This is a genomic window from Paenibacillus lautus (genome assembly GCF_050482385.1).
Classification (GTDB): domain Bacteria; phylum Bacillota; class Bacilli; order Paenibacillales; family Paenibacillaceae; genus Paenibacillus_AQ; species Paenibacillus_AQ lautus_B.
This window is the reverse complement of record NZ_JBCNHV010000022.1, coordinates 69970-92624: the sequence shown is the minus strand read 5'-3', so window position 1 is coordinate 92624 and position 22655 is coordinate 69970. Positions and strand designations below refer to the sequence as shown.

The window sequence follows — 22655 nt, the reverse complement described above, 5'->3', positions numbered from 1 at the left end:
TGCTATAGAGTTAGAGCAAGCGTCAACGCAGTCCAAAAATGTACACTGCAAAGAAGGAGGATAAGAAATTGGAAAAGAGACAGCGACCGGCATTCGGCATGTTTTCTGATATCCGTAGGAATGGAACATCTTACTTGCTGGTCCTTCCGGCGATGGTTTACACGTTTATTTTCGGGTATATGACGTATCCGTATATACTGATTGCTTTCCAACGATTCAATTATACAAAGGGCATATTTCATAGCGAGTGGGTAGGATTAAAGAACTTCGAGTTCTTTTTTGGGTCGAGCAAGGCGTTTACGATCACCTTTAACACAATCTTTCTAAATTTGCTCTTTATTGTCTTTGGAACGCTGACGGCACTGGCCATTTCACTGATCCTGAACGAGCTGCGCAAGAAGCTGTTCGTCAAAATCAGCCAATCAATGATGTTGTTTCCGAACTTCATTTCCTGGATCGTCATCAGCTATGTGCTGTATGCGTTTTTTTCTATGGATATGGGGATCGTGAACAAATTGCTGAACCAGCTTGGCCTCGCCTCGGTCAACTGGTACACCGAGCCGAAGGTATGGCCGGCTGTTCTTACCGTCATGCATGTGTGGAAAGGAGCAGGGATGAGCGCCATCATTTATCTGGCTACCATCACCGGGATTGATGAGACTTTGTATGAAGCTGCCGAGATTGATGGGGCTAACCGGTGGCAGATGTGCATGCGCATTACGATTCCGTTGATGATGCCTACGGTGGTTATACTGATGCTGCTCTCGGTCGGCAAAATCATGTACGGTGATTTCGGGATGATCTACGCCTTGATTGGCGACAATGGCACCTTGTATTCGACCACGGATATCATTGATACGTATGTATTCCGCTCTTTGCGTCAGATTGGCGACCCTTCCGAAGCAATGGCTGTCGGACTGTTCCAGTCCGTCATCGGGTTTATCCTTGTCTTCGGCACAAATGCCATTACCCGCAAATTTTTTAAAGATGGGGCGTTGTATTAAAATCCGGTTTCGGCAATAGCTTCCCGAAGGAAGGCTTTAGGAGGAATAGAAATGAAGGCGTTTTCACTCAGCAAAACGATCATGTATGCTCTCATTACGGTTTATTCGGCGCTTTGTTTGCTTCCGATGCTTCTGGTTCTGATGATCTCGGTCACGGATGAGGATGCCATATTAAAGAACGGCTACAGCCTTTTCCCGGAGGAGTTCTCTCTGTATGCCTATAAGTTAATCTTTACGGGCGGTTCCCAAGTCATGCAGAGCTACGGTATTTCCATCTTCGTCACGATTGTCGGCACGGTGCTGGCTATTCTGATTACTTCTATGGCCGGCTACACGTTGGCGAACAAAAATGTGAAAAACCGCAATCTACTGGCGCTCTATTTCTTTATTACCATGATTTTTTCCGCGGGGATTGTGCCCTGGTATCTGATGAATCGTTCGCTCGGATTGACCAATAACATCTTTGCTTTGATCATTCCGTCGCTGCTGTTCAGCCCGTTCAACCTCTTCCTTGTGCGGAATTTTATGAGCGGGATTCCCGACTCGCTGCGAGAGTCGGCAAACATTGACGGGGCCAGCGATATTACGATTGCCTTCCGGATCTATCTTCCTTTATGCAAACCGGTATTGGCGACGATTGCGCTATTCTACGGACTTGATTACTGGAACAATTGGTGGAATGCAATCATGTTGATTGACAGCAAGGATTTGTACCCGCTGCAATTTATGCTACTGCAAATGCAATCGGAGATCAGCATGCTGAACGAGATGACGATGCTGGCCGGAACAAGCGACATCACGCTTCCTTCAGAATCAGTCAAGATGGCAACAGCGATCGTGACGATCGGGCCGATCGTCTTACTCTATCCGTATTTGCAAAAGTACTTCGTGAAAGGCCTGGTTATTGGTTCTGTCAAAGGCTGATATATTCCCTTCGGGGTTAACATAAATTAAGCATTTTATAGAAGGAGGTCAATATTTTATATGAAAAAGTATGGTGTGTTTCTATTGGCTGCGGTGCTTGTCCTTTCGACTTTAATTGGATGCGGTAAGGGAGACAATTCTTCAGTCTCCAATTCAGAGAATAATGACAAGCCTGCCAATACGGTCAAAATCAAATATTTAGTTCCAGGCACAGAGCCGAAAGACTACAAGGAAGTGTTCCAAAAGGTCAATGAGAAGCTGGCTGCGGACGGTGTCGGCGTTGAGGTGGAAAAAATATATATACCGTGGGATGCGTGGGATCAGAAGCTGAACTTAATGCTGTCCACTGGGGAAGATTTCGACCTGTTCCACGTCATGCAGGACCGCACGCCGTTCTCGAGCTACTATAACCGCGGTGCACTGGCGGATATCACGGATGCGATCGAAAAGCATGGAGAAAATCTGAAGAAATATATTCCTGATGATATCTTCGACGGAGCTAAAATAGATGGCAAGTATTATGCCGTTCCCTCTTATTGGGTTGAAATGGCGAGTGAAGGTCAATTCAATATTCGTCGTGACATTCTCGCTGAGAATAATCTCGAAGAGCCGACGACTCCAGCTGAATTGATCAGCGCTTGGGAGATTGTCATGAAGAACTGGAAGGGAAGCAATAAGCCCTATCTTGGCACTCGCGCTGACTTTGACCCGATCTACCTGCATACGTCCATCCTGCACCGGACTTATGACACGTTCCCGTTTACCGTGAAGGATAAGTTCTTCTATGTGAATCAAAGCGGTGAGGTTAAGTCTTGGATTGAGACCGAAGAGTTCAAGAAAGATGCGTCTTTCATGCGCGAGCTGTACACAAAGGGTATTACCAATCCCGATATCCTGGTCATGAAGCAGGAGCAGGTAGATGCACAACTCGACAGCGGTGAATGGTTCGTCCGTTTGGGAACTGGCGGAAGCTTGAACGGGCTCAAGAAGTACAATCCAGAAGCCACTGTAAACGATATCGGCGTTGTATGGTTTAACCCGGAGAAAGAATATATGCGTCCGCTCACCTTCAAGAACGGAAATGCCGTACCGGTAAATAGCAAAAATCCGGAAGCGGCCGTCAAATTCATGGATTGGATGCTGGCAAGTCAAGAAAATTATGATCTTGTACAATATGGCATTGAAGGCAAGCACTACACAAAGGACGGTGAGACGGGCTTTAAGCCGATCAAAGATCCGAATAACAATAATAATCCGGGGTTTAGAGGTTCTGATTCGCAAAACGGCAACGTAAACTTCATGCGATTTGACTTGGAGAACAGCATTCCAGATAACAACAAAGTCTTGTTTGAGCCAAATCCGAATGCAATCAATAGTATCGCGGCGAACTTTATTTTTGACCCGACGAATGTAAGGGCTGAATACACCAATATTTTGTCGGAAGCTTCGGCAAGCATCACTCCGATTTATATGGGGGTTCAAGAATACGATAAGGCCTTCCCGGCTGCACTAGAAAAAATGAGGAAAGCCGGTCTGGATAAAGTGGTTGCTGAATACCAGAAGCAATTCCAGGAGTATCAAGCTTCACTTAAATAAACGAGTTGAAAAACAAAAGGAAGGTGTGGAGGAATTTTGACCTTGCAGAAGCAACGAATTGAATTTGAAGCGACAAAAACGATCTATGAAAGTGCAACCTTGAAATTTCATGGCGTGGATGGTTTTGATGTCTACAATATTTCGATTCCATTCAAACGGGATGGGAAGCGCTATTTGTTCGGGCGGGTAGAACGTCGCGAGGAATGGGCCCGCTCTTGGGTCCGCCTGTTCGAGGAAACGGGACAGGATGAATGGAGCGTGGTGGAAGATAGCATGATCTATACTCTGGAGGACCCTTACATCAGCGAGATCGGTGATGAGCTCGTAATGGGCGGGACTCATGTGCAATACCAAAGTGGAAGATACAGCACATTTTTCGGCTATTTCTTTCGGGGCACCGACCTCCATAATTTGTACTACTTCACGACCGGACCTAACAAAATGAAGGATATTCGCCTTGTGTCGTTGTCGGACGGAAGGATCGGCGTCTTCTCGCGTCCGCGCAGCGCCGAGATGAGAGGCAAATACGGGAGCGAATCCATGATCGGCTATACGGTCGTTGACAGACTGGAAGATTTGACTGCGGACGTCATCGAGAACGCACCTTACATTCATGGCATCTTCGGGGAAGGCGAATGGGGAGGCGTCAATCAGGCGTATCTCCTCGACAGTGACAAAATCGGAATCATTGGCCACATTTGTTACCTGGATAAGGATGAGAACGGAGGGGAATTGAAGGTGTACCTGAACATGGCCTTCGTCTTCGATCCAACCACCTGTGAGTCATCGGACCTTCATGTGATCGGTAGTCGTTCCTGCTACCCGGCAGGACCTGCCAAAGCACCGTATTTGGTGGACTGTGTTTTTTCTTCAGGCATTGTCATGCGCCCGGACGGCAAGGCTGATCTTTACAGTGGTCTTAGTGATTGTCAGGTAGGACGCATTACGATCGACTATCCTTTCGCAAAGCATGGGCTTCTTGTTTAGAAGCTCATGGGGGAATTCGCACTCGCGAAGGACGTTGATAACCCGGAAATTGTACTTTTCAGCTTACAAGGAGGATATTAATAGATGAAAACCTTGAATATGCCCAACATTGGAACGCTGGCGTCCAGCCCGTTCATTCGCCGCCATCCCGCCAACCCCGTGTTGGACGCAGCACGTGTGCCGTATCCCACCGCACTTGTCTTCAATGCAGGCGTCGTTAAGTTTAACGGCCGCTACATCATGGTATTCCGCAATGACTATGGCTCGCTGGAGAAGCAGATCATTGATCCGCATCATACGACAGATCTCGGCATCGCCTTCAGCGACGATGGTATTCACTGGACAGCGGGGCCAAAGCCGATCTTCAAGCTGCGCGACGAAGAGATTCTTCGCGCCTATGATCCGCGTCTGACGGTCATTGACGGCCGCTGCTACATGTGCTTCGCGGTAGATACGCGGCACGGCATCCGGGGAGGTATCGCAGTAACGGACGATTTTGAATCCTTTGAGGTATTGAGCATGTCAACGCCAGACTTGCGAAATATGGTGCTACTCCCGGAACGGATCAACGGCAACTACGTCCGGCTGGAACGGCCGTTCACGGTGTATAGCCGCGGCGGAGTGGACAGGTTCGACACCTGGATCTCGGAGTCGCCGGATCTGATCTATTGGGGCCGTTCCGAGCTCCTGCTGGCGGTGGAGCAGGTGCCGTTCGCCAATGACAAGATCGGTCCGGCCGCACCGCCGGTGAAGACAGAGAAGGGCTGGCTCACTACGTTCCATGCGGTGGATATTGATTCCGCTAGAGGGAAGAACGGCTGGGAGCCGACCTGGAAGAAGCGGTATACTGCCGGCATTATGCTGCTCGATCTTGACAATCCGAAGAAGATCCTTGGCATGAGCGCATCGCCCCTGCTTGCGCCCGAGGCACTGTACGAGACGGATGGGGGCTTCCGCAATGATGTCATTTTCCCCGGCGGCATGGTGCTGGAGGAGGATGGAGAAGTGAAAATCTATTACGGGGCCGCCGACACGGTGGAATGCTTGGCTACCGCTCATGTGGACGATCTAATCCGGCTCTGTTTGGAGGGATAAGGATGGGGCAGGCGGAACGCCGCATCTTTCCGTCTTAAAATTAGTACAAGAATGGCATGATACCTGCGGTTCGGATTATATCCTGATGTGGAAAACAAACCAGCCCGTGGGGCATGTGCGGAATTCAACCGCCATGCACCGCGGGCTGGCTGGGCTTTGTTTCTCTTTTTTTGTAAGCCTGGCCGATCCATTAAACTCAACAGACTTCTACTTATTAATCAGGTGTTCGTAAGGCGTATAATCAATGCCTTTCTTGTGCAGAAAGTTCATTAAAAATTTGTAATCCCGCTTCGGCGTAGCCACGATGTAACCTTTGATGCAGTGATCCCGGGTTACTTCGGTTGCGCCGGATTCGACGGCGATTTTGCCGATTTCGGCTGCAATGGAGTGTTTGGCGATATCCCGGAACGGGCCAGGAACCGGCATTACAAGCTCACCCAGAAAGGCCTTGGAGTCTTCGTTCCAGAGCGGGCGGCTTCGCTCCACCCAGTAATTTTGCCAATCGAGCTTTGATTTGCCGTCGGCTTTGGGAAGCACTTTCAGAAACTTGCGGAACATGAAAAATCCGCCGATGCCCATCAGCCCAAGCATGACCCATCCCCAGAAGGCAATGGAGTTCATGAACCATGACGGCGGCGCACTGGACGACAAATAGCCCATGACGGCCCCTGTGCTCTTCATTTGTAAATCACCTCAATGATTATTGTCACATGACACTTTCATGAGAATTATAACGCATTTCTAGATTTATTTCGATATACAAGCTAAAATAGGTGTAATTGTGAGTTAAAAAAGGGGGATGCAGCATGTTGAAAATTGGTTCCCACGTGTCGTTTTCGGACAAGGGATTGCTGACTGCGACGGCTGAGGCCACGTCATATGGCTCAAGCTCGTTCATGATATATACCGGTGCGCCGCAAAACACGCGCCGCAAGCCGATCGATTCCATGTTTATCGAAGAAGGCAGAGCCGCTATGCAGGAAAGCGGCATTGAGGAGATTGTGGTCCATGCGCCGTACATTATCAACCTTGGATCGTACAAGCCCAATACGTTTGAGCTGGCGGTGAGCTTTCTGCAAGAGGAGATTCGCCGCACACATGCGGTTGGCGTGAAGAATATCGTTCTCCATCCGGGTGCATATACCGATAAGGACGCGGAATACGGCATCGACCGAATTGCCGAAGGCCTCAATGAAGTGCTCGGCGGTACGGATGAGACCGAAGTGAAGATTGCGCTGGAGACGATGGCCGGCAAAGGCACTGAGATGGGACGCAGTTTTGAAGAAATTGCTTCTATTATTGATAAGGTGAAGTACAATGACCGTTTGGCCATCTGCCTCGACACCTGCCATATTCATGATGCGGGGTATGATATCGTAAATGATCTGGACGGCGTGCTGGAGCAGTTCGACAAGCTGATCGGACTCGACCGGTTAACGGTCGTGCACGTGAATGACAGCAAGAATCCGCGTGGAGCGGGTAAAGACCGTCATACGCCGATTGGAACCGGATGGATCGGTTATGAAGCCATTCAAAGAGTGGTTCATCATGAGAAGCTCCAGGGCAGACCGTTCATTCTGGAGACGCCGTGGATCGGTAAGGATCCGAAGACGCAGCGTCCGATGTATGAGATCGAGATTGCGCTTCTGCGCGGGGATGTGGAAGGCCGCTTTGGGCCAGCTTTTGCTCAGCAAGTAGAAGAATTGGGTGCTTTCTTTGCGAAGGAAGGCATTGATTCCCGTTCGTTTGTGCTGGATACCTGGACACTTCTGAAGAATGATGCCAAAGCCAAAAAGGCGGATCCTCGCGAACCGATGGAGCGTCTGTACGATATGGTCATGGCAGCGGGCCTGCTGTCCGACCTTTCGGAGGAGCAGATCAATCAGCGTCTGATCGCTTGGCTGTCCGGTGTTTCCCTGACATCATAAGCTTCATTAACTGGCTTTATATTAAGAATACTAAGGCATTCTCAGGGAAAAGTCCGCATGTCGCGGCATGTTTTCCTGAGAGGCCGATTTATGTTAATTGCAGATTTAAAAGGAGGATCACCGAGTCTCATGGAAATTCACATCAAGAAGGATCTGCCGTCTGCGGCAGGTCAGTACCCTAATCGTGCCCGCATGCTGATCTCCTGTCCGGATGGACCGGGAATTGTGGCGGCGGTCTCCCAATTTCTGTACCAGCATGGCGCCAACATTGTCCAGTCTGACCAATATACAATGGATCCGGCCGGCGGCATGTTTTTTATGCGGGTTGAATTTGATCTGGAAGGATTGAATGCGAAGCTTCCCAAGCTGGAAGAGTCCTTCCGGGAAGTTGCCGATCAATTCCGTATGGAATGGAATATTTACCATGCAGCCCGTAAGAAACGACTGGCGATTTTTGTTTCAAAAGAAGATCACTGCCTTGTAGAGCTGTTGTGGCAATGGCAGGCTGGCGATCTGGATGCGGATATCGCGCTGGTGGTAAGCAACCATCTGGATATGAAGGAGTACGTAGAATCGTTCGGTATTCCGTATCACCACATTCCGGTTACGGCAGATACCAAACCTCAAGCGGAGCAACGTCAGCTGGATGTGATCGGCGATGACATCGACGTGATTATCCTTGCGCGTTACATGCAGATTATTTCGCCAACCTTTATCGAACATTACCGGAACCGGATTATCAATATTCACCATTCCTTCCTTCCGGCCTTTGTCGGCGGCAAGCCTTATGCGCAAGCTTATAACCGCGGGGTGAAAATTATCGGAGCAACCGCCCATTATGTAACCGAAGAGCTGGATGGCGGACCGATTATTGAGCAGGATGTGCAGCGCGTTAGCCATCGGGATGATGTTAACGAGTTGAAGCGTATTGGCCGTACCATCGAACGCGTGGTGCTGGCAAGAGCCGTCAAATGGCATGTCGAGGACCGGATTCTGGTGCATAACAACAAAACGGTTGTATTCAACTAACGGTCTGCAAAAGATTTGCAAGCGTACGTATGATCAGACAGGAAGACAGCCAGCAGGTTCGGAAACGGAACAAACACGATGGCGAGCGATGCCAGAGTAACCGGGCCTATGCCTGAGATTCAAGTAAGGATTATGAGGCTGTATTCGGACGATTCATCATAGATAGTACAATGGAGCAGCCCGACACTTTAACGCTGCAATGGATTACCCCTTGATCCCGCTCCTCTTATTGGAGTGGGATTTTTATTTATAGCCGACTTGGTAAAAAACACCAAAAAACTCTGGGATGCTGAAAATACAGGCCAATATATCTCTTTATGGAAGGAAACGTCAAACTTTTCATGAATTCGACTCGTCAATATAGTTGAACTTGTGAAGAGAACCTTTACATACGTCTTCAGAACATATGTGTCATTTTTCATGTGAAAGCAATTTATATGTGGAGAGGGGAATCATCAGTTGTCGTTTTATACAAAAAAAACGTGGATGTTGCTGCCGATGGTGGCGCTGCTGATTGTGGCCACGTTATCCTTGTCGATTCCGGCCGGGAACGTCTACGCCGACGGAGCGAAGATTGGCATTCAATCCGAGATGGGTTATCAAGGCAAGATTAAACATGATAAATGGAATCCGCTCAAACTGACCTTAACCAGTGACCGGGATATATCCGGTGACGTGGTCGTGCAGATTCAGAACTACAATGGCTTCGGATATCAAACTTCCTACGTCCAGCAGGTGGACCTGCCGAAGGATACGCCGAAGGAAGTCGTGATCGGCATTCCAGGAGCCATGCTGAATAAAGATAATAACCAGATCCTCTTCTATGAAGGATCTTATACCAAAGGGAAGCAGATTCCGTTTGCCACAGGTAAAAACTACGTGCAGGCTTCTCCTTATCAAGGCGCACTTATTGCCGTGTTATCGGATGATCCGGATACGATGAATTTCATGAATGTCCTTAACGGCAAGGGCAACAGCGTGAACGTGTTCCCGCTAAAGAATGCCAGCGTTCCATCAGATGGAATGCTGCTGAACGGATTGGACGTCATCGTTATCAACAATTTTGCTTCCGACACGCTGTCAGAGCCGAAGCGCAAAGCGATTACAGATTGGGTAAATGGCGGCGGCACCCTGATTCTGGCTGGAGGCGCGGGATATACCAAAACAGCGGCGCCGTTTGCCGACATAACGCCGGTCGTTGCGAATGGCACCACCACCGTTAACTCGCTGGCCGAGCTGGAGAAGCTTGGCGGGAAACCGCTGAAACTGGATGGGGCATTTACCATTTCTACAGCGAAAGCGGTGGAAGGCGCCCAAATCGGGATTGAAGCGGAGGGACAACCTTTGTTTGCCTCGAAGACCTATGGCCAAGGAAGTGTTCAATATGCGGCCTATGATCTAGCTATGGAACCGGTGAGCTCATGGGCAGGCCATCCGGATGCTTGGGCATCGATACTGCGCAATAATCTTCCCATGATGGGTGCGCAGAATGGCATGTATTACAACTCGCTTATGGACAATTTGAATTACGTTCTGGAGTATTTCCCATCGCTGAAGATGCCTTCCTTCACACTGCTGTTGTGGATGCTCATTATTTATGCGGTCGTCGTTGCGCCGCTGCTCTACTATATTTTGAAAAAGGCGGACAAGCGGGAATGGGCTTGGTTCTTGATCCCGATCATTGCCGTCATCGCGAGCGGTTCCGTTTACGTGGTCGGTTCATCGGACAAGACGCGGGAACTCGCACACACCATCAACTTGGTTGAACTAAACGGTCAGGGGGATGCGGTTAAATCAACGGCTTCCGCATTCTTCACGCCTCGAAGCGGGAACTATGCCTTGGAATTTCCGGAGAATACGTATTTGAGAACGGGGCAGTCCCGAAACACGTTTGGGGGAATGGGCGAGAATAAGAATTTTGTCCGAGTGGAGCAGGCGTCCACGACGCTGGAGCTTCGCGACATGTCCCAATGGTCATTAGCCAAGGTATGGGTGGACCGTCAAGGAACCGAGGAGATGGGGCGCCTGGGCATGGATTTGAAGCTGGATGCCAAAGGAGAATTAAACGGTAAGGTTACCAATGACACGATTAACGATTTGACCGAGGTAACACTGGTTATTGGAGGCAAAGCCTATAAGCTGGGAGATATCAAGAAGGGGGAGGCTGCTGCCGTTCCTCAGGACCCGAAACAAATCATCAAGTTTACGGGCGGTGACTTGTCTGGGATGCTGTACCCGTATTCGCAGAATGATCCAAAACAGCGTGAGCGCGATATTTTGTCCCAATACGGATATTCCAACAGAATGGTCAACAGGGATGCTTACATTTTGGGATGGAGCAAGGACCATTTGACGAATTATACGCTGAAAGGGGCTGAGGTGGACAGTGATCAGCTCAATTTCTGGATACAGCCCGTGGAGATGGATTGGGGATTGAACGGGGAAATCAACATTCCTTACGGCTTCCTGTCTCCCGAGATTTCGCAGGTGAATGCGCCGATGTTTGGGGTTTACCCTCATGGGGTTGAAATGGGACAGGGCAGCTTGATCGCCGAATTCCCGTTAATATCGGAAGGCAATGTGAAGTATTCGGAATTGTCCTTGAAAGGCACCAAATTCAACAACAACGTTACGATGGAAATCTGGAATTCGAAGAAGAGCGAATGGGAGTCTGTTACAGACGCGAACAATGTGTTTACCATTTCCAAAAATCCGGAGCAGTATATCGTGGGGAATCGGATCCGCTTCATGATCACCGCCAAGGATCAGACCAACTTTATGATGCCAGAGCTGTCTGTGAAGGGGGAGGCCACTCCATGATCGAGATTAGAAACCTGAGTAAAAAATACGGAACGTTCCACGCGTTGAAGGACATCAGTCTTCATATCGAAAAAGGGACGGTATTTGGATTTGTCGGCCCGAACGGTGCAGGCAAATCCACGACGATGTCTATATTGGCCACCCTGATGCTGCCAACCTCGGGCGTTGCCAAAGTCGGCGGTTTTGACGTGACCCAGCATCCCAAAGAGGTCCGCAAGCGGATCGGCTACATGCCCGATTTCTTTGGTGTGTATGACCAGCTGAAATCTACCGAATATTTGCATTTTTACGGGGCAAGTTACGGCATTCCGCGCGCCGAGCGGGAGCAGCTCATTCCACAGCTCCTGGAGCTCGTCAACCTTAGCGACAAAGCGGATACCTACGTCGACAGTCTCTCGCGCGGCATGAAGCAGCGTCTATGCCTTGCCCGGTGTCTGGTGCATGATCCGGATGTATTGATTCTGGATGAGCCGGCTTCGGGGCTGGATCCGCGGGCGCGGATCGAGATGCGTGAAATTTTGAAGGAATTGAAGCTTATGGGCAAGACGATTATCATTTCGTCGCATATTTTGCCTGAGCTGGCGGAGATGGTGGATGAAATCGGCGTTATCGAGCACGGCGAGATGGTTGCTCAAGGCAGGGTGGCTGATATTCAGAGCCGTCTCCGCGTGAAAAAAGTCATCCATATCCGCACGCTCGAGCGTGAAGAGGAACTGGCCGAGAAGCTGCGGGACGAACCCTTTGTCTCGTCGGTATTAACGGATAATACGGGCGTCCATGTTCATTACGGCGGGGATGATGCGCAGCAAAGCGCTCTGCTGCGGCAGGTGGTCTCCTGGGAAATTCCGATTGTCTCGTTTCAGGAAGCGCAGAGCAATCTGGAGGATGTATTCCTCGAAATTACCAAAGGAGGACCCCGCGAATGAATTGGAGCAGAAAGCTAATTAATCCGGTCATTGACAAGGAATTTCGGCTGCGGATGCGTTCTACGCGTTCTATGCTGTCGGTGTTATTTTATGTGTTGGCGCTCGGAGCTGTTGCGATGGGCTTCATTTATCTCTTCTTATATTTGGGACAGCGGGGACCTCAGCGATTCGATCCGCAGATGAGCCAAATGATGTTTTATGTACTGAGTTTTGCTCAGCTTGTCCTCATCGCGTTTATGGCACCTGCTCTAACCGCCGGCGTCATCAGCAGCGAGCGGGAGAAGCAAACGCTGAGCATGCTGCTGACGACGCAGCAGAGCTCGGCCACGATTGTGCTGAGCAAGCTGGTGTCGGCACTCAGCTTCATGACACTGATCGTGCTGGCCACTCTGCCGGTATACAGCATTGTTTTCCTGTATGGGGGGATTTCGCCGAAACAGCTCATATCCGTTTTTGTTTTTTATTTATTCGTGATGCTGCTGCTCGGTTCGCTTGGCGTGATGTTCTCGACTTTATTCAAAAGAACCATCGTCGCGATAATTGTCACCTACGGTGCGGGACTTATGATCTTCCTTATAACAGGACTGCTGTATTTGTTTTTCATGGGGATTGAGCAGCGGAATATGTATCAAAGCGGGCAAGCGCCTGCGCCGGGCAGCTATTCCTGGGTCGGATACTTGCTGGGTTTGAATCCGGCTGGGGCGATGATGAGTTTGTTTAACCCGTCCTTCTCAAAAGACGTATTCCTGCTGCACGGCGGGAGTTTGAATAGCAAGGCTCCCATTGAATTGTGGCTGGAATTTTTCATTGTCTATTCGGTTGTGATTGTTCTTGCCCTGTGGGTTGCCATACGGAAAATACGTCCTATCGCAAGGCGGAAACGCAAGGATAAGAACGAAGCGCGGCTCTCGCGAGAACCGGAAATGACGCGGGACGAAGCGTAAAAGCATAAGAGTACGGTAAGGAGGAAGAGCAATGGACAACATCATGCGTTTTATCGAAGCTGCGAGACGGCGGCTGCAGCGATTTCGCGTCATAACGTATGTTTTATACGGGCTGATGGCAGGGTTTGCCGCGCTGCTGCTGCTCCTGGTGCTGGGGAGATTCGTACCCATTGCCTGGCTTCCCGTCGCATCCGTGGCCGTTCCTGTCGGAGCAGGCTTCGTAGGCTTGTTATGGGGATGGCTGCACCGGGTTCCGATCGAAGAGGCCGCTTCAGCGATGGATCATGTTCCGGACGGAGCGGAGCGAAGCGACATGATGGTCACGGCACTATCGTTCAAAGAACAGGAATCGCAGGCCGCTAAATGGCAGCGTGAGCAGGCGGAACGCTATGGTGCACGTTTTGCGGAGCAATTGCCGGAGCGTCTTCCTTACCCTAATCGTAAAAGACATCTTTTGATCTGTGGCGCTTCGCTGGCTGCCGTGCTCATCCTTGTTTTTGTTCCGAACCCGATGGATAAGAAGGTGGAAGCGGCAAAAGAGGCGCAGAGCTGGATGAAGGAGCAGGCAGCCAAAACCGAAAAGCTTGCGGAGGAGCTCCAGAAAGAATCGCTCGATCCTGCCGACAGGAAGAAGCTGCAGGAGAAGCTGGATGCCCTGAAAAAAGCGCTGGATCGTGAGAAGCATCCCGAGCAAGCGCTGGAGAAGCTGGAAGAAGCCATGAAAGAGCTGGAGAAAATGGCGAAACAGCAGGAGGAAAAAGCGAAGGCATTGTCTGACCTGGCCCAAAAAATGCAGCAGCAGAAGGCGTTGTCCCAGGTGGGGAAAAAGCTTGCCGAAGGCATGGCCGATGAGCTTAAGCAGGAAATGAAGAAACTCACTGAGCAGGTGAAAAAGATGTCCCAGGAAGAGAAGAACGAGCTGTCCGATGCGTTGAAAAAGTTGGCTGAGGAAGCTGCCAAGCAGCTGGAGGACGGGAAGCTGGAGCAAGAGCTCAAGAAAGCAGCTGACTCGCTGAAGGAAGGCAAACTGCCGAAGGAGCTGGAAGAAGCGCTCCAGCAGCTGGCCGAGGAGCTGGCTAAAGCGGCCCAAGCCAAAGCCGCGTCGGACAGTCAGTCGCAATCCGCCGCTTCGCTGGCGTCCTCCCTTGCTTCGCAAGGACTGAGCTTGGCCGATCAGATGACGGCTGCTGGGATGTCGGTATCCGATGCCTGGAGTAACGGCGGCAGTGCCGAGGCGTTGGCGCAGGCTGGATCCGGGGGAGGCTCGGGAGAAGAAGGCGAAGGCTCGGAGGGAAGCTCCGGGGAAGGCGGCTCCGGGGCCGGTGAAGGTCAAGGCGCCGGCAGTGGGTCCGGCTCGGGGAGTGGCTCCGGTTCAGGAGCAGGCTCCGGCTCAGGTGGCAGCGGAGGATCGGGAAACGGAACCGGCAGCGGAGCCGGATTTGGCTCAGGCGGTCGCGAGCTTGTAACGATCCCTCGGGATTACAAGGGCAGCGGCAATGTGCAGAACGATTCCGGCGAGATCAAGGGCAGCGGCGGAGATATTCAGAAGGGCGGCGTTTCTCCGACCGTTCCGGGCATGTCCAGGCCTTATGAGGAAGTGTACCGCGATTATGAGACCGAAGCGCGTAAAACATTAGATCGCAATCAACTGCCTGACCAGATGCAAGGGTTGGTTGAAGAGTATTTCATACAAATCAATCCGAATCCGTAGGGGATCGAAGAGCCAATAACGGAAGCTATATAGATTGAACTAAAGAAAAGATGAACTTCAACGGAGAAGGCGGAATTATTCTGGAGAAACGAAGTGGTCACCCGAAAGCTTTCCAAAGGAAAGCTCGCATCGGAAGCATATACTGCCCCCGGATTTTAACCATGATATGGATGTATAGAAGAAATCTGGGGGCAACAGCGATCGGAAGAATAATCCGCATGCGTAGTGATGCTCAGGCTAAGAATCTTTAGTTCAACTTATATAGAATGAGTACTTGAACTTTACCAAGAAGATGGAGGTTTCGTCCATGTCGGATATTGCAGTGAGACCACAGGAATGGATGGAGAAAATATCGGGCCTGCGGGAAAATATCGGCAAGGTGATTGTCGGGCAGCAGGATGTTGTGGAGCAGATGCTCTGGTGTATCTTTGCAGGAGGGCACGCCCTCCTGGAGGGGATTCCGGGTCTCGGTAAAACGATGCTCGTCCGCACGGTGTCGGAAGCGTTGGAATTGTCCTTTTCCCGCATTCAGTTCACGCCGGATTTAATGCCGAGTGATATAACGGGCACCAACATCTTGTCGTTCGGGCAGCATGGGGACACCGGGATGACCTTTCAAAAGGGTCCGCTGTTCAGCAGCATCGTGCTTGCCGACGAAATTAACCGGGCCACGCCCAAAACCCAGAGTGCCTTGCTGGAGGCCATGCAGGAGAAGACCGTCACGGTGGGTGGGGTAACCCATCAGCTGCCAAAACCCTTCTTTGTTCTGGCGACGCAAAATCCGCTAGAAAACGAGGGTACGTATCCATTGCCGGAGGCCCAGCTTGACCGCTTTCTGCTGAAGATCGAAGTGTCGTATCCGAGTGCGGATGAACTGAAGGAAATCGTGAAGCGGACGACGTCCTCCCACGAATTCCAGGTGGAACGACAAATGACCGGAGACGAGCTGCTGGAAATTCAGCGCGGAGCCCGGGAAGTGCTGGTTGCCGAGGAGATTTTGGACTATGCGGTTCGTCTGCTCATGATGACGCATCCGGAAGAGGCAGCAGCCCCGGAGGCAGTACGAAAATACGTCCAGTTCGGTTCCGGACCGCGGGGCATTCAGTCCATCATATCCGTGAGTAAGGTCCGTGCATTGTGCAGCGGGCGGATGCATGTATCGACAGGGGATATTCGAGCCGTGGCTCTATCTGCGCTGCGCCACCGTTTGTTCCTGAATTTCGAAGGTCAAGCGCTTGGCATTACAACAGACCATGTCATTCGGGAGGTTCTGCAAGCGCTGGAGGCATCCGCGTGAGCGGGGGCGCGCACCTGCTTCCTCCGGAATGGCTCCCTCGTCTGGAGCGCTTGAGCCTGGATGCCAAACGACGGGTTGCCGGAACGCTGCAGGGAAAGAGGAGATCCCGCCGGCTCGGCTCATCCCTTGAGTTTGCCGATTACCGAGTGTATTCGCCCGGGGATGATGTCCGCAGGTTTGACTGGGGCGTCTATTCTCGTACGGGAAAAGCGTTCGTGCGTCAATTTATGGACGAGCAGGAGCTGACAGTCAGCCTATTCGTGGATTGCTCCGCATCGATGGGGGCTGTCATGTCATCATCATCCGAATCATCCGCTGCGGATCCGGCAGGAACGAAGGGAAGCCCGAAATGGCTGCTCGCACGCCAACTCGCCGCAAGCATCGGCTACATGGCACTGTCCTCCTACGACAGGCTGCAGGTCGCCTGTTACAGCCGTTCGATTCATGCTCGTCTTCCGATCATGAGAGGAAAGGGCTCGGCCCATCGCCTGTTTTCGTTCCTGCAAGGGGCAGAAACGGGAGGTGAGGGTAGTTTGGGCGCAGCGCTTGCGGTTCCTGGCGCACTCCCCCGGCAGCCGGGGATGACTTGGGTGTTCTCGGATTTTTGGCTGGAGGGCGGCGAGGAGGAATTGTTCAGGGCGCTTTCCCTTTTGTCCGGTACCGGACAGGAAGTGGTGCTGGTGCATGTTTTGTCGAGGGAAGAACTGGAGCCTAAATTGACCGGCGATTTGCGATTGGTCGACAGCGAAACGATGAGCGGCAAGGAAGTGGCGTTGACGGGTAAAGTGCTCGATGCTTACAAAGAGGAGCTGGAGCGGTACCGGACGATGCTGTCCCGCGTGTGCGCGGAGCGGGGAATGTCTTACGTGCTCATTCCGGCGGACATGCCGCTTACGGACGCGATGTTCGGGGTACTGGCAGGAGCAGGACTGGTTACTGGGTAAGGTCGTCTGGTTACTGGATAAGATCTGGTTACTGGGTAAGGCAAGCCTCATGCAGGACGCAGTGTTCCAAGCATCTGCCGGACTTCATACGCTATGGGAAGCTTGTAGACAGGGTAACACCGGTAAATATATACACTATGAAATGCAGGCTTCACGAGCACCTGTCTGTGATCTTTAGAACAAATAAGAAGAGAACTCATTCAAATACGAAAAGATGGACGACCTTCATCCGATGCTTTGAGAAAAAATCCAAGTCGTGTTAGTCAGGGGCCACGGGAGTAAGGAGGGGACACGTTGGGGATTCAATCTTGGCTGAGTCTATGGTTCGGTTTAACGCTGCCGGCTATCGTGCTTATGTATATGTTCAAACGAAAATATGTGGATACAACCGTTCCCAGCCACTTGCTGTGGGAGCGGGTGCTTCGGAACCTGGAGGCCAACAGGCCGTGGCAGAAGCTGCAGAACCGGCTTCTGCTGTGGCTCCAGCTGCTTGCTGCTGCGCTGATGGTCTTCGCACTGATGCAGCCCTTTATGCAGGTGTCTGGCGGAGGCAGCGCCCATGTGGTCATCGTTGCCGATACCTCGGGCAGCATGAGCGCGCAGATTCAGCCTTCGGCAGAAGGCGAAGCCGCATCCAGGCTGCAAATGATGCAGGAACGAATTAAGGAGTACGTGAAGGGCCAAGGGAGACGGAGCGAGATCACCCTCCTGTCCGTGGGAGCAAGTCCCACGACGCTGGTCTCCCATGAAAGCGATCGTGCCGCCATCGATAAGGCTGTGGATGGGTTGCGGCCCTATTACGGCCAGGCATCTTACAGGGAAACCTTATCGCTCGCTTCTGCTCTGACACGGGAAGAGCGTGATGCAGAGGTCGTTATTTTTACGGACAGCTACTGGAAGCAGGATACGGCTCCTATAACGTTTCAGGTTCCGGTATCCATAGAGAAGGTACAGGGGGAGCTCCCTCTTAACGTTTCCATCGACCAATTCGGCATTTCACCTAAGGGTGAGACAGGTTCATCCTATGGGGCGGTCGCTGTCCTCAGCACGAATGCCAAGGAAGCGATGTCGGCCGAAGTGAATCTTTACGGGGATGAACAGCTGCTGGCCAGCAAGGTGTTGAATCTTACGCCGGGGAAAAAATTAACCGAATCCTTTGCCAATCTCCCGTTTGCGGAGGTGTATCGGCTTGAGTTATCCCAGGATGACGGGTATGCGGCAGACAATTATTCCTTCGCATTCGGTTTGGGTCACGGCTCCTCGCGCGTACTTCTGCTGACTTCGGGCAATTTGTTTCTGGAGAAGGCCCTGCAGCTAAGCGGAGCCGAAGTCACCCGGGTTGTCTGGGATGGATCCCAAGACAGGAAGGATGAGGATCCAGGCACAGATCAAAATACGGACAAGGGCAGTACAGCATCGGATGTACCACCCTTACCTGATGGCGAATTTGATCTGCTCGTCATAGACGGGAGCATGCCGGAAGGGTTCAAGCAAGGGAAGTGGGCGGAACTAACCGCCAAAACGCCGCTCTGGACGATCGGCGGAGAAGGCACCAAAGTCGGAAGCCAAGGAGGACGCGCCGTGCTTGCCAAGCATCCGGTGACCGCCTATGTAACCTTATCGGGCGTCTATTTCGGCACGCTGGTGGATCAGGCCCCTGCCTGGGGGGAACCTGTAATCAAGCTGGGAGATCAACCCATCGTCTATGCCGGAAGCGAAAACGGGCGACCTCGATTGTCGTTTAATTTCCTGCTTCAGGATAGCGATCTTCCGTTATCGCCGGAATTCCCGGTCATGGTCAGCAATGCACTGGAGTGGATGACCTCAGGCAAGGGAAGCGGTCTTGGCCGATATATGGCCGGCGCGCAAGCGGATATACCGATTGCGGCGGATACGGTAGCGGCAAAATGGGTGCCTAAGAGCGGTCTTGCTCTTGCTGACGGCCTTCCTGCTGTGGAGGTCCTCCGGAACGAGCAAGGGATATCGCCGGTACAGCTCGTGCCGGAATATCCGGGGCTGTACGCTTTTGAACAGCAGAATGAAGCGGGCGAGAAGCTAAAGTTTTGGCTGGCCGTAACGGCAGACCCGTACGAGGCGGATTGGAGCAACGATCAGGGCCCGGTTGTGAGTCAAACGTCACCGAACTCGGATGATCCGGCAGCTGGTGAACGTGCCGGGACGTCCGGGCATAGCGAGACGGCAAGCCGTGCCGGTTCGTTAATGCCATGGCTGGCAGCCTTGGCACTTGCTGTGATCGCAGCGGAATGGGGGGTGTACCAGCGTGGGCGTTCAATTTAGCCAACCATGGTTGTTGCTGCTGTTGATCCCGGCAGGAGTCTTTCTCTATTACGCATACAAATCGGATTTTCGGCTCAGCGGCTTTCGCAAGAAATTGGCCTTATTCTTTAGAACCTGCGTCATTTTGTTATTGATTCTTATGATTTCGGGTCTGCACGGGTATACCGTCTTACGGGATAAACAGGTGGTGTACTTGGCGGACCGTTCCGACAGCATGGGGGATTCGGCCCGGATCACGAACTGGATTAACGATTCCCTTGGGGCAAAAGGCGAGAAGGATGGCACCGCTATTGTTTCTACAGGTCTTGAGGGCGCCGTGGAACGGCGTTTATCCTCTGCGGAGAATGCAGGAGCCTCTCTCAATGCGCTGCTGGAGCAGCAGTTTACGGGGCTGGAGTCCGGTCTTCAGCTCGCGGGGAGCCTGTTCGAGGGCAACAGCGATTCCAGAATCGTGTTGATCTCGGACGGGGAAGAGAATGTGGGCAGCATGGCAGCGGCCGGAAGGCTGCTGAAGGATCGGGGCATTGCGGTTGATGTGCTTCCGACTCCGAAGCAGGCCATCCGTGATGTTGCGGTGGAGGAGCTGAAGGTACCGGATAAGCTGTATCAAGCGGAGTCTTTCTACGTGGAGGTCATGATCCGGAGCACGTTTAAGACCTCCGGTGAATTGCGCATTTACGAGGACAACCGCGAGATTGGCCGGGAACGCGTGGACGTCACCCCGGGCGAGAACCGGTATGCCGTGAAGGGCCTGGCCAAGAGTCCAGGACTTCACCGTTACCGTGCCGAAATCTTCATGGACGGGGATGAGGCATCCGCCAATAATGCAGCGTTCGATTTCACCCGGGTGGAAGGTCCGCCGAATGTACTGATTGTGGAAGGAACCCCGGGAACGTCGGGGAATATCACGGCAGCCCTCGAATCCGGAATGATCGGCACCGAAGTGATTCCGCCGGAGCTGCTGCCGCTGGAAGCGGCCAAGTATGCCGTGTACGACAGCATCATCTTTAATAACGTCTCGGGCAGTGACGTCGGCGGCAAGCAGATGGAGCTGATCGAGCAGGCGGTCCGAAGCTTCGGCATCGGGTTTATGATGGCGGGCGGCGAGGACAGCTTCGGGATGGGCGGATATTTTAAAACCCCGATCGAAAAGGCACTGCCGGTTTCGATGGAGCTGGAAGGCAAGCGGGAAATTCCATCCCTTGGTCTCATCCTCGTCATCGACCGTTCGGGGAGCATGGACGGCAACAAGATCGAATTGGCCAAAGAATCGGCGATGCGCACGGTGGAACTGCTGAGGGCCAAGGATACGGTCGGCGTCGTCGCCTTTGACGATCAGCCGTGGTGGGTCGTTCCGCCGCAGAAGCTCGGGGACAAGGAAGAGGTGCTTAGCAGCATCCAGTCGATTCCGAGCGCCGGAGGAACCAACATCTATCCTGCCGTTTCCTCGGCGCTTGAGGAAATGCTGAAGATTAACGCCCAGCGCAGACATATCATTCTAATGACCGATGGACAATCCGCCATGAATTCGGGGTATCAGGACCTGACCGATACGATGGTGGAGAACAAAATCACGATGTCTTCGGTGGCGGTCGGGATGGATGCCGATACCAACCTTCTTCAATCCTTGGCGGATGCGGCCAAAGGCCGTTATTACTTCGTTGAGGATGAAACGACGCTGCCGGCGGTATTCAGCCGGGAGGCCGTGATGCTGGCCAAATCCTATATCGTGGATAAACCTTTTATCCCGGCCGTTCAGAATGCGGGCGATTGGGCGAGTCTATTCCAGCAGGGGGTACCGGGGCTGTATGGTTATGTAGCGACAACGCCGAAGTCTTCCGCCCAGACGTTTCTATCCAGTCCGGAGCCGGACCCGATCCTGTCACGCTGGCAATATGGATCCGGGCGAACGGTGGCATGGACGAGCGATTTAAACGGAAAGTGGTCCAAGGAATGGGTATCGTGGTCCGGCTTTGCCAACACGTTGACCGAAATCGTGAAGTGGACATTCCCGCAGTTTACGTCGTCGCCTTATGAAGTGACTACCGAGACGGCTGGCAACCAAGTCAAGCTCCAAGTAATTGCACAGGGCGAGAATCCGCCGGAGAAGCTGAATGCGGTGATCGGGGATGATGAAGCCGGCGAGCAGACGGTAGAGCTTATCCAGGAGGCGCCCGGCCGTTATACCGGACTCGTCAACGTCACGAAGCCCGGGGCATTCCTCATGTCTCTTGAGGATGCCAGCGGGGAAGAGGCGCTGCAAGCAGCGCCGGGCACCGGTTTTGTTGTGCCGTATTCGCCGGAGTACCGGCTATCTTCCGGGAGCGGCGAGGAAGCCATGAAGAGGTTGGCCGAGGTGACCGGGGGCCGCGTGTTATCCTGGGATAGCCCGGCGGAAGTGTTCGACCGGCAGGCGACCTCGCGGATGAATCTCCATGATTGGAGCTATCCGCTGCTGGCGGCGGCCCTGCTGCTGTGGGTCGCCGACATCGCCGTGCGGCGCCTGGCTCTGCCATGGGGCGCCATCGGCGCAAGGCTGGCCGCCCTGCTCCGCAGGCGGCTGGCACCTGCCGGCGAGGCCACGCGTGACGCCGGCCTCGAGCGGCTGGCGGCGCGCAAAGCCCGCGCCGCCGATTTCTACGGCGGCAGCTCCGCGAAGCCGCCGCAGGCTCCGCCCGCGCGAGAGCGCAGCGGCGCGGGCCATGGCGCCGAGGGCGGGAACCCCGCCCCGGCACCCGGCGCAGCTCCGGCAGGGGGCCGCAAGGCCCCGCCGGAGGCGCGCGATTCGCAGCGGGCGGATGCCCCGCTGCGGGAAGAGCGGCCGGCCCGGGCGAAGCCGGCCGCAAGCCAGGGCGCGCGCCAAGGAAGCGCGCCGCCGCCGCCCCCGTCGCCGCAGGCGCAGGGGGATGGCAACGGCCGGCCCGGGGAGAACGGGCCGGCTCCGGAAGGAGGCTCCTCCATGGATCGCCTCCTCAAAGCCAAAAAACGCGGCACGCGCTGATGTGCCGCCTCACGCTTCGGCCTAAGCTGTCTAATGTACAGCTTAGGCCGAAGTTTTTTTAATAATTGAATGAATTAATTTTTTCCATTCCGCCGATGTCCATAAAATCGTTTAGCGGATGTCGAATCCGGTTATAACCGGACTATTAAGG

Annotated in this window: 16 protein-coding genes; 15 read left to right on the top strand and 1 reads right to left on the bottom strand. The window is 52.9% G+C overall.

Going from position 1 to position 22655, the window contains the following annotated elements:
- Positions 1-68 precede the first annotated feature (68 nt).
- The 5 genes from ABEW73_RS25735 to ABEW73_RS25715 all read left to right on the top strand — a co-directional run bounded on the left by ABEW73_RS25735 (position 69) and on the right by ABEW73_RS25715 (position 5606).
- Positions 69-1004: an ABC transporter permease gene (locus ABEW73_RS25735; protein ID WP_430163101.1), complete on the top strand. Its 936-nt coding sequence runs from the start codon at positions 69-71 to the stop codon at positions 1002-1004.
- 51 nt (positions 1005-1055) lie between these two features.
- Positions 1056-1928 (top strand): carbohydrate ABC transporter permease, encoded by an 873-nt coding sequence (locus ABEW73_RS25730; RefSeq protein WP_430163098.1) that lies wholly within the window; start codon positions 1056-1058, stop codon positions 1926-1928.
- Between the two features lie 60 nt (positions 1929-1988).
- Positions 1989-3524 carry an extracellular solute-binding protein gene (locus tag ABEW73_RS25725; protein WP_430163095.1) on the top strand — a complete coding sequence of 512 codons (1536 nt, stop codon included), beginning with the start codon at positions 1989-1991 and terminating at the stop codon, positions 3522-3524.
- 42 nt (positions 3525-3566) lie between these two features.
- Positions 3567-4511 carry a DUF1861 family protein gene (locus tag ABEW73_RS25720; protein WP_430163092.1) on the top strand — a complete coding sequence of 315 codons (945 nt, stop codon included), beginning with the start codon at positions 3567-3569 and terminating at the stop codon, positions 4509-4511.
- A gap of 84 nt (positions 4512-4595) precedes the next feature.
- A complete protein-coding gene (locus ABEW73_RS25715) occupies positions 4596-5606 on the top strand; it encodes a glycoside hydrolase family 130 protein (protein ID WP_430163089.1) in 1011 nt (336 codons plus the stop codon).
- Positions 5607-5813: 207 nt separating this feature from the next.
- Here the strand turns inward: ABEW73_RS25715 and ABEW73_RS25710 are convergent, their stop codons facing one another.
- Complete coding sequence (locus ABEW73_RS25710) at positions 5814-6287, bottom strand: DUF2621 domain-containing protein (RefSeq protein ID WP_430163086.1); 474 nt, start codon at positions 6285-6287, stop codon at positions 5814-5816.
- A 125-nt stretch (positions 6288-6412) separates the two neighbouring features.
- Here ABEW73_RS25710 and ABEW73_RS25705 point away from each other — a divergent pair, with 125 nt between their 5' ends.
- The 10 genes from ABEW73_RS25705 to ABEW73_RS25660 all read left to right on the top strand — a co-directional run bounded on the left by ABEW73_RS25705 (position 6413) and on the right by ABEW73_RS25660 (position 22504).
- Positions 6413-7534 carry a deoxyribonuclease IV gene (locus ABEW73_RS25705; protein ID WP_430163084.1) on the top strand — a complete coding sequence of 374 codons (1122 nt, stop codon included), beginning with the start codon at positions 6413-6415 and terminating at the stop codon, positions 7532-7534.
- A 129-nt stretch (positions 7535-7663) separates the two neighbouring features.
- Positions 7664-8563, top strand: coding sequence for a formyltetrahydrofolate deformylase (gene purU / locus ABEW73_RS25700; RefSeq protein WP_430163081.1), 900 nt, complete (start codon positions 7664-7666; stop codon positions 8561-8563).
- A 459-nt stretch (positions 8564-9022) separates the two neighbouring features.
- Positions 9023-11383 carry a DUF7408 domain-containing protein gene (locus ABEW73_RS25695; protein WP_430163077.1) on the top strand — a complete coding sequence of 787 codons (2361 nt, stop codon included), beginning with the start codon at positions 9023-9025 and terminating at the stop codon, positions 11381-11383.
- Complete coding sequence (locus ABEW73_RS25690) at positions 11380-12309, top strand: ATP-binding cassette domain-containing protein (protein WP_430163073.1); 930 nt, start codon at positions 11380-11382, stop codon at positions 12307-12309. The genes ABEW73_RS25695 and ABEW73_RS25690 overlap by 4 nt, the downstream gene beginning before the upstream one ends.
- A complete protein-coding gene (locus ABEW73_RS25685) occupies positions 12306-13253 on the top strand; it encodes an ABC transporter permease (protein WP_430163071.1) in 948 nt (315 codons plus the stop codon). Before ABEW73_RS25690 ends, ABEW73_RS25685 begins: the two co-directional genes overlap by 4 nt.
- Before the next feature lie 31 nt (positions 13254-13284).
- On the top strand, positions 13285-14964 hold the full coding sequence (locus tag ABEW73_RS25680) for a phage tail tape measure protein (RefSeq protein ID WP_430163068.1): 1680 nt from the start codon (positions 13285-13287) through the stop codon (positions 14962-14964).
- 307 nt (positions 14965-15271) lie between these two features.
- Complete coding sequence (locus ABEW73_RS25675) at positions 15272-16261, top strand: AAA family ATPase (RefSeq protein ID WP_430163065.1); 990 nt, start codon at positions 15272-15274, stop codon at positions 16259-16261.
- Entirely contained in the window at positions 16258-17205 is a 948-nt protein-coding gene (locus ABEW73_RS25670; RefSeq protein ID WP_430163063.1) for a DUF58 domain-containing protein, read from the top strand. The genes ABEW73_RS25675 and ABEW73_RS25670 overlap by 4 nt, the downstream gene beginning before the upstream one ends.
- Positions 17206-17499: 294 nt before the next feature.
- Complete coding sequence (locus ABEW73_RS25665; protein ID WP_430163061.1) at positions 17500-19503, top strand: vWA domain-containing protein; 2004 nt, start codon at positions 17500-17502, stop codon at positions 19501-19503.
- Positions 19487-22504, top strand: a complete 3018-nt coding sequence (locus ABEW73_RS25660) for a VWA domain-containing protein (RefSeq protein WP_430206405.1) — start codon at positions 19487-19489, stop codon at positions 22502-22504. Before ABEW73_RS25665 ends, ABEW73_RS25660 begins: the two co-directional genes overlap by 17 nt.
- Positions 22505-22655 lie beyond the last annotated feature (151 nt).